This is a genomic window from Sphaerotilus sp., assembly GCF_013299175.1.
Lineage (GTDB): Bacteria > Pseudomonadota > Gammaproteobacteria > Burkholderiales > Burkholderiaceae_C > Sphaerotilus.
This window is the reverse complement of sequence record NZ_JAAFKF010000041.1, coordinates 1-15,283: the sequence shown is the minus strand read 5'-3', so window position 1 is coordinate 15,283 and position 15,283 is coordinate 1. Positions and strand designations below refer to the sequence as shown.

Annotated in this window: 18 protein-coding genes; 6 read left to right on the top strand and 12 right to left on the bottom strand. The window is 69.1% G+C overall.

Annotated features, from left to right (window positions below; all coding sequences use genetic code 11):
• Window positions 1-174 precede the first annotated feature (174 nt).
• Window positions 175-429: an antitoxin gene (locus QZW52_RS09170; RefSeq protein WP_293997657.1), complete on the top strand. Its 255-nt coding sequence runs from the start codon at window positions 175-177 to the stop codon at window positions 427-429.
• Window positions 430-434: 5 nt separating this feature from the next.
• On the top strand, window positions 435-872 hold the full coding sequence (locus tag QZW52_RS09165) for a type II toxin-antitoxin system VapC family toxin (protein ID WP_293997654.1): 438 nt from the start codon (window positions 435-437) through the stop codon (window positions 870-872).
• Here QZW52_RS09165 and QZW52_RS09160 read toward each other — a convergent pair.
• The 6 genes from QZW52_RS09160 to QZW52_RS09135 are packed head-to-tail and all read right to left on the bottom strand — an operon-like array spanning window position 847 to window position 5,514.
• Window positions 847-1,038, bottom strand: a complete 192-nt coding sequence (locus QZW52_RS09160; protein WP_293997651.1) for a 2-hydroxymuconate tautomerase — start codon at window positions 1,036-1,038, stop codon at window positions 847-849. The two genes, QZW52_RS09165 and QZW52_RS09160, sit on opposite strands and share 26 nt — an antisense overlap.
• A 26-nt stretch (window positions 1,039-1,064) precedes the next feature.
• Window positions 1,065-2,117: a 4-hydroxy-2-oxovalerate aldolase gene (dmpG, locus tag QZW52_RS09155; protein ID WP_293997648.1), complete on the bottom strand. Its 1,053-nt coding sequence runs from the start codon at window positions 2,115-2,117 to the stop codon at window positions 1,065-1,067.
• Complete coding sequence (locus QZW52_RS09150; protein ID WP_293997645.1) at window positions 2,114-3,010, bottom strand: acetaldehyde dehydrogenase (acetylating); 897 nt, start codon at window positions 3,008-3,010, stop codon at window positions 2,114-2,116. The genes dmpG and QZW52_RS09150 overlap by 4 nt, the downstream gene beginning before the upstream one ends.
• A 41-nt stretch (window positions 3,011-3,051) precedes the next feature.
• A complete protein-coding gene (gene dmpH, locus QZW52_RS09145) occupies window positions 3,052-3,843 on the bottom strand; it encodes a 2-oxo-3-hexenedioate decarboxylase (protein ID WP_293997642.1) in 792 nt (263 codons plus the stop codon).
• A gap of 20 nt (window positions 3,844-3,863) precedes the next feature.
• Window positions 3,864-4,646 (bottom strand): 2-oxopent-4-enoate hydratase, encoded by a 783-nt coding sequence (gene dmpE, locus QZW52_RS09140; protein WP_293997639.1) that lies wholly within the window; start codon window positions 4,644-4,646, stop codon window positions 3,864-3,866.
• Window positions 4,647-4,668: 22 nt separating this feature from the next.
• On the bottom strand, window positions 4,669-5,514 hold the full coding sequence (locus QZW52_RS09135) for an alpha/beta fold hydrolase (protein WP_293997637.1): 846 nt from the start codon (window positions 5,512-5,514) through the stop codon (window positions 4,669-4,671).
• A 79-nt stretch (window positions 5,515-5,593) separates the two neighbouring features.
• Here QZW52_RS09135 and QZW52_RS09130 point away from each other — a divergent pair, with 79 nt between their 5' ends.
• Genes QZW52_RS09130 through QZW52_RS09120 form a run of 3 tightly spaced genes read left to right on the top strand, consistent with a single transcriptional unit; the run spans window position 5,594 to window position 8,710 of the window.
• Window positions 5,594-6,490 (top strand): LysR family transcriptional regulator, encoded by an 897-nt coding sequence (locus QZW52_RS09130; protein WP_293997635.1) that lies wholly within the window; start codon window positions 5,594-5,596, stop codon window positions 6,488-6,490.
• 25 nt (window positions 6,491-6,515) lie between these two features.
• Entirely contained in the window at window positions 6,516-7,469 is a 954-nt protein-coding gene (locus QZW52_RS09125) for a 5'-nucleotidase (protein WP_293997633.1), read from the top strand.
• Window positions 7,439-8,710, top strand: coding sequence for an exonuclease/endonuclease/phosphatase family protein (locus tag QZW52_RS09120; RefSeq protein WP_293997630.1), 1,272 nt, complete (start codon window positions 7,439-7,441; stop codon window positions 8,708-8,710). The genes QZW52_RS09125 and QZW52_RS09120 overlap by 31 nt, the downstream gene beginning before the upstream one ends.
• An 18-nt stretch (window positions 8,711-8,728) precedes the next feature.
• On the opposite strand, the gene QZW52_RS09115 is transcribed toward QZW52_RS09120, so the two are convergent.
• Together QZW52_RS09115 and QZW52_RS09110 are read right to left on the bottom strand one after the other, a co-directional pair.
• The gene (locus QZW52_RS09115; protein WP_293997627.1) at window positions 8,729-9,073 is read right to left on the bottom strand and encodes a BON domain-containing protein; all 345 of its coding nucleotides are present in this window, start codon (window positions 9,071-9,073) and stop codon (window positions 8,729-8,731) included.
• A gap of 273 nt (window positions 9,074-9,346) precedes the next feature.
• Window positions 9,347-10,150 (bottom strand): sensor histidine kinase, encoded by an 804-nt coding sequence (locus tag QZW52_RS09110; RefSeq protein ID WP_293997624.1) that lies wholly within the window; start codon window positions 10,148-10,150, stop codon window positions 9,347-9,349.
• Between the two features lie 79 nt (window positions 10,151-10,229).
• Here QZW52_RS09110 and QZW52_RS09105 point away from each other — a divergent pair, with 79 nt between their 5' ends.
• On the top strand, window positions 10,230-10,862 hold the full coding sequence (locus tag QZW52_RS09105) for a response regulator (RefSeq protein WP_293997621.1): 633 nt from the start codon (window positions 10,230-10,232) through the stop codon (window positions 10,860-10,862).
• Here the strand turns inward: QZW52_RS09105 and QZW52_RS09100 are convergent.
• From QZW52_RS09100 to QZW52_RS09085, 4 genes are all read right to left on the bottom strand, one after another.
• Window positions 10,856-11,263, bottom strand: a complete 408-nt coding sequence (locus tag QZW52_RS09100) for a response regulator transcription factor (protein ID WP_293997618.1) — start codon at window positions 11,261-11,263, stop codon at window positions 10,856-10,858. The two genes, QZW52_RS09105 and QZW52_RS09100, sit on opposite strands and share 7 nt — an antisense overlap.
• Window positions 11,264-11,444: 181 nt before the next feature.
• Window positions 11,445-12,035 carry a DUF1003 domain-containing protein gene (locus tag QZW52_RS09095; protein WP_293997615.1) on the bottom strand — a complete coding sequence of 197 codons (591 nt, stop codon included), beginning with the start codon at window positions 12,033-12,035 and terminating at the stop codon, window positions 11,445-11,447.
• A gap of 5 nt (window positions 12,036-12,040) precedes the next feature.
• Window positions 12,041-13,426: an efflux transporter outer membrane subunit gene (locus QZW52_RS09090; protein WP_293997612.1), complete on the bottom strand. Its 1,386-nt coding sequence runs from the start codon at window positions 13,424-13,426 to the stop codon at window positions 12,041-12,043.
• Window positions 13,427-13,434: 8 nt separating this feature from the next.
• A partial coding sequence (locus QZW52_RS09085; RefSeq protein ID WP_293997610.1) for an efflux RND transporter permease subunit occupies window positions 13,435-15,283 on the bottom strand: 1,849 nt, incomplete at its 5' end.

Genomic DNA, 15,283 nt, shown 5'->3' with positions numbered 1-15,283 from the left:
GTCACAAAGGCGTGGCGAGCCTGGAGTGGCAGCCCAATGCCGGAGTGATCTCGTGAGGAGCACCACAAGCCACAGCAGGAACGGCGGGGCTGGGCGGGTGATGCAGAAACGGGCTTGTTATGGTACACACATCATTGTGTGTATTTACGTTGAACACCCCGCAAGGAGTCCTGCATGTCCTCTGTGATGTCCCGTGTCTTCATGAACGGCAACAGCCAAGCCGTCCGGATTCCGCAGGAATTCCGGTTGAACGCCCAGCGTGTCGAAATCCACCGCAACGCCGATGGTGACCTGGTGCTGCACCCGGTCACGACAGACCGGGGTACAGCGTTGTTGGACGCACTCAACGCCTTCGATCCGCAGTTTGGCGATCTGCTGGACGCCCTGTACCGCGAGCAACTCCCGATGCAAGACCGGGAGCCGCTGTGAGGTACATGCTCGACACGAACATCCTGATCTACCTGATCAAGAACCGCCCGCCCGCGGTGGCTGAACGGGTCAACGCACTGGACGAGTCAGCCGAGCTGTGCATGTCCTTCTTCACCTATGCAGAGCTGCTCAAGGGGGCGGAGCGCAGCGTGCGCCGTGCGGATGTCCTGCGGCAATTGGAGGGGCTGGTCAGGCGCATCCCGGTGCGCTACGCCGCCAGCTCTGCGCTGTGCGGGCACTGCGCCGCGCAGTTCACCCGGCTGCGCGAGGCCGGCACGCCCATCGGTGCCAATGACCTCTGGATCGCCTGCCACGCGCTGGCGGACGGCTGCACGCTGGTGACGAACAACGTGCGCGAGTTCGAGCGCGTGCAGGGGCTGCCGATCGAGAACTGGGCCGAGCCCGCAGCACCAAGCTTCAGCGCCCCAGATCCTTCGCGCTGACCCCCGCGATCCCCCAGTTCGTCTTGGGCACGTCCTGAATCCAGACGCGCACGGTTTCCTTCGGGGCGCCGACGGCTTCGACCAGCGCGGCGGTGACTTTCTCGATCACGGCGCGCTTCTGGTCCTCGGTGCGGCCTTCGAGCATGTAGATCTGGGCAAATGGCATGGGGGTTCCTTGCTTGGGTGCGTGGATCAGGCGGCGGCGGCGCGCTGGCGGGCCATGGTGATGGCGGTGTCCTCGATCATGTCTTCCTGCCCGCCGACCATCTTGCGGCGGCCGAGTTCGACCAGCAGGTCACGCGCCGGGATGCCGTACTTCTTCTCGGCCCGCTTGGCGAACAGCAGGAAGCTCGAATACACCCCCGCGTAGCCCAGCGTCAGCGAGTCGCGGTCGATGCGGATCAGGTGGTCCATGATCGGCACGACGAGGTCTTCGGCCACGTCCTGGATCTTGAACACGTCCACGCCGGTCTCGATGCCCATGCGGGCGCAGACGGCGACGAACACCTCCATCGGCGTGTTGCCCGCGCCCGCGCCCAGCCCGGCCGCTGCCGCGTCGATGCGGTTCGCGCCCGCCTCGACCGCGGCGATCGAGTTCGCCACGCCCATCGCCAGGTTGTGGTGGCCGTGGAAGCCCAGCTCCGTCTCGGGTTTCAGCGCCTCGCGCACCGCGCCGATCCGCGCCTTCACGTCCTCGGGCAGCATGTAGCCGGCCGAGTCGGTGATGTAGAGGCAGTTCGCGCCGTAGCCCTCCATCAGCTTGGCCTGCTTGACCAGTCCCTCCGGCGAGTTCATGTGCGCCATCATCAGGAAGCCGACCGTGTCCAGCCCGAGCTTGCGCGCATAGGTGATGTGCTGCTCGGAGACATCGGCCTCGGTGCAGTGGGTGGCGACGCGGATCGTGCTGACGCCGAGGTCATGTGCCATCTGCAGGTGATCGACAGTGCCGATGCCGGGCAGCAGCAGCGCGGACACCTTGGCCTGTTTCATCAGCGGGATCACGGCGCCGAGGTACTCCTCGTCGGTGTGCGCCGGGAAGCCGTAGTTGACGCTGGAGCCGCCGAGTCCGTCGCCGTGCGTGACCTCGATCAGCGGCACGCCGGCCGCGTCGAGTCCGCAGGCGATCGAGCGCATCTGGTCGAGCGTCATCAGGTGGCGCTTCGGGTGCATCCCGTCGCGCAGCGTCATGTCGTGGACGGTGATCTTGCGGCCGTGCAGGTGCGAGCGTGGCGACAGCGTGCTCATTGGGCTTCTCCCTTCAGCATTTCTTCGGCGAACATCTCGGCGGTGCGCGCGGCAGCGGCGGTCATGATGTCCAGGTTGCCGGCGTACTTGGGCAGGTAGTCGCCCAGTCCTTCGACTTCGAGGTAGACCGACACCCGCTTGCCGTCGAACACCGGCCCGTTCACCAGCCGGTAGCCGGGCACGTATTTCTGTACCTCCGCCAGCATGGCGTGGACGGAGGCGGTGATCGCGGCTTGGTCCGGCTCGTCCTCGGTCAGGCAATGCACCGTGTCGCGCATGATCAGCGGCGGCTCGGCCGGGTTGATGACGATGATCGCCTTGCCCTTCTTCGCGCCGCCGACCTTTTCCACCGCGCCCGCGGTCGTGCGGGTGAACTCGTCGATGTTCTTGCGCGTGCCGGGGCCGACTGAGCGCGACGACACCGTGGCGACGATCTCTCCGTAGGCGACCGCCTGAACACGCGACACCGCCGCGACCATCGGGATGGTGGCCTGCCCGCCGCAAGTGACCATGTTGACGTTGCGCTCGCCGGAGCCGAGGTGCGCCTTCAGGTTCACCGGTGGCACGCAGAACGGTCCGATCGCCGCTGGCGTCAGGTCGATCATCAGTGCGCCTTGCTCGTTGACCTTGCGCGAGTTCTCGGCGTGGACGTAGGCGGACGTGGCATCGAAGACGATCTGCACGCCGTCGGCCTTCATGTGCGGGATCAGGCCGTCCACGCCGTCCGACGTGGTCTTGATGCCCATCTCGCGGGCGCGTTTCAGGCCGTCGGATTCGGGGTCGATGCCGACCATCCAGACGGGTTCGAGGACGGGCGAGCGTTGCAGCTTGGCGAGCAGGTCGGTGCCGATGTTGCCGGGACCGATCAGCGCACAGCGGATCTTTCGGGTCATGGGAGTGCTTTCGGGAGTGCTGTCGGGGAGTGCTTGGGCGGTCATTCAACAAAGCGCATCGACACGCTGCCCAGATCCTGGAAGCGCACGTTGATGCTGTCGCCGGCCTGCACCGCGATGGCTTCCGTGACGCCGCCGGTCATGATGAAGGTGCCTGCAGGGATCTCCTGCCCGCGCCGGCCGAGGTGGTTGGCGAGCATCGCGACCGCGGCCGCCGGGTGGCCGAGCACCGCCGCGCCTGCCGCCATCGCCGCGATCCGGCCGTTCTTCTCCAGCACGACGCCGAGCGTGCGCAGGTCGAGGGCTTCCACCGCCCGCGAGCGCCCGCCGATGACGAAGCGCGCCGCCGAGGTGTTGTCGGCGATGACGCTCTTCAGGTCGAACTTGAAGTCGCGGTAGCGGCTGTCGATGATCTCCACCGCCGGGATCACGAAGTCGATCGCCGCCATCACCGCGCCGACGTGGCAACCGGGGCCGCGCAGCGCCGCCTTGGTGACGATGCAGATCTCGGCCTCCACCTTCGGGTGGATCAATTCGGACATGCGGATCTCGCCGCCGTCCGGGCGCGCCATGTCCGCGCTGACGAAGCCGAAGCAAGGCTCGTTGACGCCCATCTGCTTCATCTTCGCGAACGAGGTCAGCCCCGCCTTCAGGCCGACGGTGCGCAGGCCGCGGGCCTCCTGGCGGCGGCGGATTTCGTCCTGGATGTCATAGGCGTCGGCCCAGTCCATGTCCGGGAAATCGTCGGTGATCTTGGTGACATCGCGGACCTCGCTGCGGGCGGCGTCGAGGTGGGCGGCGAGGTGGTCGAGGTGGGTGCGGTCCAGTGCCATGGTGTCGTGCTCCGATGGGTTCAGATGAAGCGCACCGAGGTGCTGCCCAGGCCGCCGACGCTGCAGTACAGGCTGTCACCGGCTTTCACCGGAACGAGCGGCGACTGCGAACCCGACAGGATCACATCGCCCGCCTTGAGCGAGATGCCCAGCCGCCCGAGCGTGTTCGCCAGCCACGCCACCGCGTTGACCGGCGAGCCTTGCACCGACGCGCCGCACGAGGTGCTGACGATCTCGCCGTTCTTCTCCAGCACCATGCCGGCCAGCGCGAGGTCGAGGTCACGCGGACTGCGGCGCGTGCCACCCAGCATCAGAACGCCACACGAAGCGTTGTCCGCCACCGTGTCCTGGATCTTGATCTTCCAGTCCTTGATGCGCGAATCGACGATCTCGAAACACGGCATCACGCAGTCGGTGGCGCGCAGCACGTCGGCCGCCGTCACGCCCGGCCCGGTCAGGTCGCGGGCGAGGATGAACGCCACTTCCGCTTCAGCCTTGGGCGCGATCATCTTGCTGGTGTCCACCGGCTCGCCCTCGTTGAACACCATGCCCGAGAGCAGGTGGCCAAAGTCGGGCTGGTTCACGCCAAGCATGTCCATCACGACCTGGCTGGTCACGCCGATCTTCTTGCCGATCACGATTTCGCCTGCGTCGAGGCGGCGCTGGACCATGCGGAGCTGGATCTGGTAGGCGTCGTCGATGGTGATGCCGGGTTCGCGGTTGGTCAGCGGCTCGACGGGGAGGCGGCTGAGCAGCGAGGCGTACAGCTCGTCGCCGTAGCGTTCGATGGTGGTGCGGTCCATGGGGTTCTCGCAGGTCAGAGGGTCAGGGCTGTGCGTCGGCTTCGGCCAGGAAGTTCGCGACCAGTTGCGCGAAGCGGGCGCTGTGCTCGATCTGCGTCCAGTGGCCGCAGTGGCCGAAGACGTGGAGCTGGCTGTTCGGAATCCAGTCGGCCAAGGTCAGCGAGTTCGACAGCGGGATCACCTGGTCTTCACGGCCGTGGACCACCAGCGTCTCGTGGGGCAGGGCGCGGATGGCGGCTTCCGGGCTGGCCATGGCATCGACCCAGCGTTGGCGCGGCGCCGGGAACATCGCCGAAAACGATTCCTGGAACCCCGGCCGGATGCTGGCCTGGTAGCGCAGCTCGGCGAGTTCGTCGGTGACCAGCGCGCGGCTGTGCGCGAAGATGTCCAGCAGCCCACGCATCGTCTCGAACGACGGCTCGTAACCCCACACCGCGTCCAGCCCCGGCGTGATCGGGAACGGCACCCCGACCGACCCCATCAGCACCAGCCGCCGCACCCGCTCGGGCGCCCGGATCGTCAAGGCCAGCGCCAGCGCCCCGCCGAAGGAATTACCGACCAGATCGACCTGCGGCACGCCCAGCGCGTCCAGCAGGTCCAGCGCCTGCTGCACCCAGGTGTCCATGGCGTAGGGGATGCCGTCCGGGCGGTCGGTGTAGCCGAAGCCGACCATGTCGGGCGCGATCACGCGGCGGGTCTGCGCCAGACCGGGCATCACCAGCCGCCAGTTTGCCCACGCCGACACGCCGGGGCCGGAGCCGTGGATGAACAGCACGGGGGGCTGGCCATCGATGGTGGGAGCGCCAAGGTCGTGGACGTTGGTGTCGAAGGTGCCGGTGCGGACGCGGCGGCCGAGTTCGGGGTTCATGGGCGTGACCTTATGCGCACTGACCTGATACTGTCCAATACCGAATATTTCCAGATCAATACCGCAGAGGTATGTTGCCATGGACCTCAAGCAGATGCGCTACTTCCTCGCCGTCGCCGAGGAGCGCCACATGGGCCGCGCCGCCGAGCGGCTGCACATGGCCCAGCCACCGCTGACGCGCCAGATCCACGCGCTGGAGGAGGAGCTGGGCGCGGCGCTGTTCACCCGCACGCCCAAGGGCATGGAGCTGACCGAGGCGGGCCAGACGCTGCTCGACGAGGTGCCGAACCTGCTGCAGCTTGCGCAGCGCGCCCGCGAGCGCACCCGCGCGGCCGGGCGGGGAGAAACCGGGCGGCTGGACGTGGGGCTGTTCGGCTCGGGGGTGCTGGACGTGATCCCGCGGCTGCTGGCGCGTTTCCATGCCGAGCGGCCGGACGTGAAGATCGTGCTGCACACGATGACCAAGGCCGAGCAGCTCGACGCCCTGCGCGAGCGGCGCATCAGCGTCGGCTTCAACCGGCTGGTGGCACCGGAGCCGGACCTGGTGATCGAGACGGTGCTGCGCGAGCAGATGCGCGTGGCCTTGCCCGAAACGCATCGGCTGTGTGCGCAGGCGGTGGTGCGGGTGCCCGATCTGGCGGACGCGCCGATGATCCTGTATCCGAACCTGCCGCTGCCAGGGCTGGCGCAGCAGGTGATGGGGGCGTTTGCGCGGGAGGGCGTGCCGCTGCGCATCGAGCAGGAGGTGGAGGACGTGCTGACCGCCGTGGCGCTGGTGGCCGGCGGGTTCGGGGCCTGCATCACGACGGCCAGCAGCGAGAGCCTGCGCCTGCCGGGCGTCGTCTACCGGCCGCTGGACTGCGCGTGGCTGCGGGACATCGAGCTGAGCTGCATCCACCGGCGGGGGGATGGGTCGCCGGTGCTGGGGGCGTTTCTGGCGGTGGTGCGGGGTTCTGCGCGCCCGGCGACCAAGTGAGCAAGTCAAGCGCCACAATCCGCCCATGCCTTACTCCCTCACCGACAAGCTCGTCATCGGCATCAGCTCCCGCGCCCTGTTCGACCTGGAGCACGAGAACCGGCTCTACGACGCGCAGGGCGTGGCGGCGTTCAGTTCCTACCAGCGTGCCCATGAGAACGAGCCGCTGCGCCCCGGCACCGCCTTCCCGCTGGTGCAGGCGCTGCTCGGGCTGAACCCGCTGCTGCCGGAGCGGCGCATCGAGGTGGTGGTCGTCTCGCGCAACTCGCCCGACACCGGCCTGCGCGCTTTCAACGCCATCGAGGCGCACGGCCTGGACATCACCCGCGCCGCGTTCACGGGCGGGGCGCGGTCGCTGGTGGAGTACCTGAAGGCGTTCGAGGTGGACCTGTTCCTGTCGCGCAACCGGGGCGATGTGCAGGAGGCGATCGACCATGGCGTGGCGGCGGCGTTGCTCTACGACCCGCCCGCCGCCTTCCATGCCCCCGAGGGCCAGATCCGCATCGCCTTCGACGGGGACGCCGTGCTGTTCTCGCCTGAGTCGGAGCACATCTACAAGACCCAGGGCCTCGAAGCCTTCGCCGCGCACGAGCTGGCCAACCGCCGCCGCGCGATGGCGGAAGGCCCGTTCGCCAAGCTGCTGGTCCGGCTCGCGGCACTGCAGCAGGAATTCCGCAGCCGCGGCGCGCCGTGCCCCGTCCGCATCGCCATCGTCACCGCCCGCAGCAGCCCGGCGCACGCCCGCGTCATCCACACCTTGCGCGACTGGCAGGTCGATGTGGACGAAGCGTTCTTCATGGGCGGCGCGTCGAAGGACCAGGTGCTCGCGGCGTTCGGCGCGCAGATGTTTTTCGACGACCAGGACGCGCATGTGCAGCCGGCGTCGGTGCGGGTACCGTCAGGGATCGTGCCCTATGCAGGCGGCGCGACCGACGCACAATCACACCCATGCAACGACACCTCACCGCTTTCGTCCTGAGCCTCGCCGCTGGCGCCGCCTGCGCCACCGACGTGACCGTCGCCACCTGGAACCTCGGCTGGCACCTGGACGCGCCGCTTGCCACGCGCTGGATCGCGGCCTGCGGCCAGCGGTTTTCCAAGTCCGGCGCGGGCGAGCTGTGGCGCCCCGACCCGAGCGGCCCGAAAACTGGCTGGCAACTGCGCTGGGGCCGCGATGCCAAGATCGAGTGGGACATCGGCCAACTGCCGCCCTGCGATGTCTGGCAGAGCCGCCACAAGCCGGTGGCCGTGACCGAAGCGGCGCTGGCCAAGCGCCGCCAGCAGATCGCCGCCGTCCTCGCCACCCAAGTGAACGCCGACGTGATGGCCTTCCAGGAGGTCAGCAGCGTGCAGGCGGTGCGCGAGGTGCTGCCCGACGGCGGACGCGACTACGAGGTCTGCGGTTTCACGTCGCACAAGGTGCAGCGGCTGGCGTTCGCGTGGCGGCGCCAGGTGGCGACCGCCGTGGGCACCTGCGAGGTCTACGCGCCGCTGGCCCTGCCCGAACGGCCGGCGAAGGAGCAGCCGCGGCCGGGCCTGTCCGTGGCGCTGCGCATCGGCGGCAAGGTGACGCGCTTCATGACCGTGCATCTGAAATCGGCCTGCGTCTCGCCGCTGGAAGGCGGTGGCAACGGCAACGGGCGTGGGCAGCTCGCCGGGGACGATCCCGCCTGCACCGTGCTGCAGGCGCAGCTCCAGCCGCTGGAAAACTGGCTGCAGGAGCGCAGCCAGGGGGTAGGTGGCGTGGTGATGCTCGGTGACTTCAACCGCAACCTCGCCCACGAAGCCAGCCTGCCCGCGAACGCTCCGGTGCGCAGCCGCGGTCAGGCGAGCGATCCCTACACGGCTGGCGTGCGCTCGAACAGCCTGTGGCGCGAGGTGAACGATGGTGTGCCGTCGGTGTCGCTGCTGACGCTCGTGGACACCACCTGCCCGCTGAACGAGGACACGGCCCGGCTGTGCAAGGACGCCAAGGTGCGCGTGCTTGACCAGCCGGAGATGGCGCGGTTGACCGACGCCAAGGCGCTGGGTTGCCGCAATCCGATCGGGCTGGACCACATCGCGGTGCATCTGCCGGCTGGCAGCGGGGCGGCGGTGCCGGTGGCCGAGAAGGTCGCGCTCGGCTTCCTGGGTCGCACGCTGGAGTCCGGTGACCAGCGGCCCGACCCGCTGCTGGCGGTGTCGGACCACTGTCCGCTCAAGGCGCGTCTGCCGCTGTGACCCCGCGGGCGGGAGGACTCAGGGGCGCACGGCGATCTCGTTGCGCACCGCCTTCACGCCACCGACCTGCATGGCCAGCCGCTCGGCCACCACGCGCTCGTTGACGCTCTTGGCGAAGCCGGACAGCATCACCGTGCCGTGGAGGGTCTCGACGCTGATGCTGCTGGCGTCCACCTCGCGGTTGTCGATGTAGCGGGCCTTGACCGCGGTGGTGATCGCCGTGTCATCGACGTAGGCGCCGACGCTTTCCTGGCCGCGCGTGACGGCGCATCCGGACGCCAGGACCAGTGTCAGGGCGGCCACGGTGGCGGTCAGGGTCAGGGTGAGGCGGCGGCTCAGGGTGCGGGTCGGGGTACTGGACATGGTGGTCTCCTGGAGGGTGGAAGGTGACCCGTCATCGGGGTCTGTGCGCTGGCGCACCGGACGGACAGCCCCACTGTAGGAATCCGCGGCGGCCCGGACCATCGGCGCCCACCGCCTGCCGTTGTAGGACAGCGCCTCACCCACCCCCATCCTCACGCAACCGCCGCTCTCCCGGCTGCAGCGTCTGCGCCTGCGCCATCAGCGCCCAGACCCCCGCGCGGGAATACTGCCCCACCATCGGTGCGCGGGATGCCCCCGTGTCGGGCAAGCGTGTCAGGCCGCGCAGGACGCCACCGACAAGCCTGGCAGCCGCACCCGCAGCACGGTGCCCTGCCCAGGCGCGGACAGCACTTCCAGCGTGCCCTGCACCGCCTCGACGCGGTAGCGCATCCCCACCAGCCCGTAGGCCGATCCCCGCTGCACGGCCGGATCGAAGCCCACGCCGTCGTCGCGCACCCGCACCTCCACCTGCCTGCCCCGCGGGGCCATGTCGAGCCAGACATGGCGCGCTGCGGCGTACTTGCTGATGTTGGTGACGGCTTCCTGCACCAGCCGGTAGACCACCAGCTCCGCCGACGCCTCCAGCGGCGCCGGGGTCAGCGTGCAATGCACCTCGACGCCCGAGCGTTCGGCGAACTCGCGCGCCAGGATCTCCAGCGTCGCCGCGAGACCGAGGTTGTTCAGCGTGGACGGGCGCAGATCCTCGATGATCCGCCGCCCCAGCGCGATGGCGCCGTTGAGCATCTCGACCAGATGTGCCAGCCGCTCCAGCGCCTCGGGTGGCGCGCCGGCCAGCCGCGGGCGGATGCGCGCCGCATCGAGCTTGGCCGAGGTGAGCAGCGCGCCGAGGTCGTCGTGCAGGTTGCGCGCCAGGCGGCTGCGCTCGTCCTCGCGGGCGGTCTGGAGGTGGTGGGTCAGCTCGGTGAGCTGCAGCGTGCGCTGGCGGACCAGGGCGTCGAGCTGCTGTGCGTGCGCGCGCTGCACGGCGCGTTGCAGCGCCCGCAGCCGTCCGTGGAGTCCCAGCGCCAGCAAGCTGGCAAGCACCGCGGCGGCGCCGAGCCAGAGTTCAAGGTGCATCGCGTGCTCCTGTCGAATCGAAGGAATCCAAGGGATCCAAGGGATCGGTGGGATCATGGGCCCAGGAGGGTTCCACCCCATGATTCGCATTGCCATCGTCGATGACCACCCCATGGTGCGCGCCGGATTGCGCCAGTTCCTGGCCGACCAGGCCGATTTCTCCATCGTGGGCGAAGCGTCCAATGGCCGCGAGGCCCTCGACATCGTGCGCCGCGGCGAGCTGGATGTCGTCCTCATGGACATTGCCATGCCGGACCACGGCGGCGTCGATGCGCTGGCCGCCATCAAGGCCCGCGCGCCCGACCTGCCGGTGCTGATCCTGAGCGGTTTCCCCGAAGCGCACTACGCCACCACCCTGCTGCGCCAGGGGGCCAGCGGCTACCTCAACAAGGACTGCGACCCCGAAGACATCGTCAAGGCGATCCGCACCGTCTGCCGGGGCCGCAAGTACATCACCACCGGCGTCGCCGAACAGCTCGCCGAGGGCCTGGGCCGGGGCGACGACCGGCCGCTGCACGAACACCTCTCCGAGCGCGAGCTGCAGGTGTTCCTGCGCCTGGCGGCGGGCGAGACCATCGGCCACCTCGCCGAGAGCCTGTCGCTCAGCGTCAAGACCGTCAGCACCTACCGCAGCCGCGTGATGGAGAAGATGCAGCTCGCCTCCAACAGCGACCTGACCTACTACGCGCTCAAGAACGGCCTGATTCAGTAGCCATCCGCCGCCGGGTGCAGCCGAGTGCAGTAGGCGATCAGCGCGTCGATGTCGTAGGACTTGTCGAACACCCGATCCGCACCCAGCGCCAGACACTTGCGGCGCATCTCGGGCGTCGTGTAGTTGCTCAGCACCACCAGCGTGCGGCGCGGCAGGTGGTCCTGCAAGGCCCGCAGCACGCCCAGCCCGGAGCCGGTTTTCAGGAAGATGTCCACGATCACCAGCTCCACGGCATGGTGCGGTGCGGTCAGCCACTGCACCGCCGTCGCCTCGTCCTCGGCCACGCCGACCACCTCCGCCGGCACCAGCTCTTCGAGCGTGGCGATGAGGTTCTCGCGGATCACGCGGCTGTCCTCGACGAGGTAGGTCTTGAGAGGGTGCGGGTGCGGGTGCGGAGGCATGGAGGGATGTGGCAGGGCAGGGATCCGCACTGAGCTTACGTGCAATCCCCCACCGCCACCATCCGGTGCAATGACTGTTGCGTTGTCGGACAACGCCTACGCCGCCGGCTTGTCGGGCAGCAGCCGGTCGTATTCGTGCCTGACCACGCCATCCACCACTGGCGCACCGGGCGACTGCCAGTCAGCGGGCGGTGTGCAGCGCGGTCAACAGGGCAAGCTGCTCCTTCTGCAGGGCCAGCAGCCCGTCCCACTGGTGCATCCGCAGCGTGTCCACCTTCTCGTGCAGCAGCATGATTTCCAGCTCGGCCTTGAGGTTGATCTCGTAGTCGTGCTCGGCCGTGATGCGGTCCTTCTGCGACTGGCGGTTCTGGGACATCAGGATGATCGGCGCCTGGATCGCCGCCAGCATCGACAGGAACAGGTTCAGCAGGATGTAGGGATAGGGGTCGAAGGTCGATCCGCGGTGCGCCAGCAGGTAGGCGTTGACGGCGACCCACCCGAGCATCACGGCCGCGAACAGCCCGACGAAGGTCCACGAACCGCCGAACTTCGCCACCGCGTCCGCTGCGCGCATGCCGCGCGTGGACTGTGCTTCGTCGAGGTCGGACGACGCGCTGTGGGCCATGCGCAGCCGCTCGGCGACGTGGCGGGCGACCTTCTGCGTGCGCGGGTCCAGGTGGGCGTAGGGTTTGCCCAGGAACTTGGCGGCGATTTCTTCGTGGGAGTGGGCGGAGGCGTGGCGGCGGGAAGGGGTGCTCGGGTGCTCGATCATGCGGATCAGCCCCCCAGCGCCTTGAACAGCGCCACCCGGTTCACCTGCTCGGCCAGCCGCGTCTGCACCAGTGCCTGCTCGGCCGCCAGCAAACTGCGCTCGGCGTCCAGCCGCTCCAGCACATTCGCCGCGCCGTTCGTGTAGCGCAGCTCGGTCAGCCGGGCGATCTCGCGGGCGGCGTCGAGCTGCTGGCGCTGGGCGTCGAGCTGTTCGCGCCAGCTTGACAGGCCCGCCAGCGCATCGGCCGTCTCGCGGAAGGCGGACTGCACGGCCTTCTCGTACTGCGCCACCGCGATGTCCCGGCTCACCTTGGCGACGTTCAGGTTCGCCTGGTTGCGGCCCGAATCGAAGATCGCCGCCAGCGCCGACGCGCTCAGCGACCACGCGAAGTTGCCTGCCTGGAACAGCTCGCTCAGGCGGCTGCCGGCCTGGCCCGCGCTGCCGGTGAGCGACAGGCGCGGGAAGAACGCGGCCCGCGCCACGCCGATGTTGGCGCTGGCGGCGATGAGCGATTGCTCGGCCTGGATCACGTCCGGGCGCTGCAGCAGGATGTCGGATGCCAGCCCGACCGGCACCGCCGCCAGCACCTCCGCGGCGCCCGCCACCGTCCCGGCCACCGCACCCGGCAGCCACTCGGCTGGCACCGGCCCACCCGTCAGCAGCGCCAGCGCGTTCAGGTCCAGTGCCTGTTGGCGGCGCAGTTGCACTTGCGTGTTGCGGGCCTGGGCGACGAGGCTCTGCGCGGTCTGCAGCTCCAGCGCCGCTGCGGCGCCGACATCGAAGCGCAGCTTGGCCAGCTTCAGGCTGGCCTCGCGGCTGGCGAGCGTGCGCTCGGCGACCGAGAGCAGCTCCGCGTCCGCGCCCAGCGTCAGCCAGCCCGACACCACCGCGCTGACCAGCGCCAGCTCCGCGCTGCGGCGACCGGCTTCGGTGGCGAGCACCTGCGCCTGCGCGGCCTCGCCGAGGTTGGCGATGCGGCCGAACAGGTCCAGCTCCCAGGCCGTGACCTGCACGCCCGCGGTGTAGCTCTGCACCTGCCGGCCCGTCGAGGCGTTGGGGGCGGCCGAGGCGATCAGGCCGGCGTTGACCGTCGGCAGCCGGTCAGCGCGGGTCACCCCAAGCTGGGCTTCGGCGCGCTGCACATTGAGCACCGCCACGCGCAGGTCACGGTTCTGGTCCAGCGCCCGCTCGACCAGTTGCGCGAGCTGCGGCGACTGCACGAACGCCTTCCAGCCCAGCGGCGCCAGTGCCTCGGTCACGGCCGACGCCGCCGCCTCTGCGGGCAGCGGCAGTCGGGCCGGAATCGGCGCGGCCGGGCGTTCGTGGCGCGGCGCGAGGTTGGTGCAGCCGGCCAGCACCAGCGCGGCCACGGCGATTTCAAGGTGTCTCATGGTGCGTGTCATGGCTTGTCCTTCAGCAGATCCGCCACCGCATCGGTCGAGGGCGACGACAGCGCCGTGCTGTGCGGCGCCACATGGCCACCGGGGAAGATCCGGCGCACCACCACATAGAACACCGGCACGAAGAACACCGCCAGCACCGTCGCCGCGACCATCCCGCCCATCACGCCCGTGCCGATCGCCCGCTGGCTGGCCGAGCCGGCGCCCGTCGCGATCGCCAGCGGCAGCACGCCGAGGATGAACGCGAACGAGGTCATCAGGATCGGCCGGAAGCGCAGGTGACACGCTTCGAGCGTCGCCTCCAGCAGCCCCTTGCCCTCGGCCTGCAGATCCTTGGCGAACTCGATGATCAGGATGGCGTTCTTCGCCGACAGGCCGATCACGGTGATCAGACCGACCTTGAAATACACGTCGTTCGGCATGTCGCGCAGGTTCACCCCCACCAGCGCGCCCAGCACCCCGAGCGGCACCACCAGCAGCACCGCCAGCGGGATGCTCCAGCTTTCATACAGCGCCGCCAGACACAGGAACACCGCCAGCATCGAGAACGCCAGCAGCACCGTCGCCTGCGAGCCGGAGAGTTTTTCTTCCCGTGATGCACCCGTCCACTCGAAGGCGAAGCCCGGCGGCAGTTGCGCGACGAGGCGCTCCATCTCGGTCATGGCCTCGCCCGTGCTGTGGCCCGGTGCCGCGTCGCCGCCGAGCTTCATCGCCGGGTAGCCGTTGTAGCGCACCGTCTGCATCGGCCCGGTCACCCAGGCCACGGTCGAGAACGCCGACAGCGGCACCTGCTGCCCCCGCGTGTTGGGCACCTGGAGCTTGAGCAAGTCCTCGGGCTGCATCCGCGACTCGGCGTCGGCCTGCACGATGACGCGCTGCAGGCGGCCCTGGTTCGGGAAGTCGTTGGCGTAGGCCGAACCCATCGCCGTCGCCAGCACGCCGTTGATGGCGTCATAGCTCACGCCCTGTGCATAGGCGCGCTCGCGGTCGATGTCCAGCCGAAGCTGTGGCGCATCCTCCAGCCCGTCCGGGCGCACGCCGGCGATGACCTTGCTTTCACGGGCCATGCCAAGCAACTGGTTGCGCGCCGCCACCAGCGCCTCGCGAGACTGGCCGGCGCGGTCCTGCAGGCGGAAGTTGAAGCCGGTTGCCGTGCCGAGTTCGGGGATCGGCGGCGGACTCAGCGGGAACACGAACCCGTCGCGCACCGCCATCAGCGCGCCGAACGCCCGCCCCGCCACCGCCTGCGCCGAATGCGCGGGGCCGACGCGGTCCTTCCAGTCCTTGAGCGTGATGAAGCCCAACGCGGCGTTCTGCCCCTGGCCGGAGAAGCTGAAACCGAGCACGGTCGTCACCTTGTCCACCTCGGGCTGTTTCATGAAGAAGCCTTCCACCTGCTGCAGCACGGCGCGGGTGCGCTCGGCGGTGGCGCCCGGCGGAAGCTGCACGTTGACCAGCAAGTAGCCTTGGTCCTCGTTCGGCAGGAAGGACGTGGGCAGCCGCTGGTACAGCAGGCCGACCGCGCCCAGGATCACCGCGAAGATCACGAGATACCGCGCCGCGTGGCGCAGCACCACGGCGACCCAGCCTTCGTAACCCTTGGCCGTGCGGCGGAACGTGCGGTTGAACGCACCGAAGAAGCCGCGTTTTTCATGGTGACCCGGTGCCACCGGCTTCAGGAAGGTTGCGCACAGGGCCGGCGTCAGCGTCAGCGCCATCAGCGCCGAAAACGCCATCGACGCCACCAGCGACAGCGAGAACTGCCGGTAGATGTTGCCCACCGAGCCGCTGAAAAACGCCATCGGCACGAACACGCTCATCAGCACCACGGTGATGCCGATGACGGCG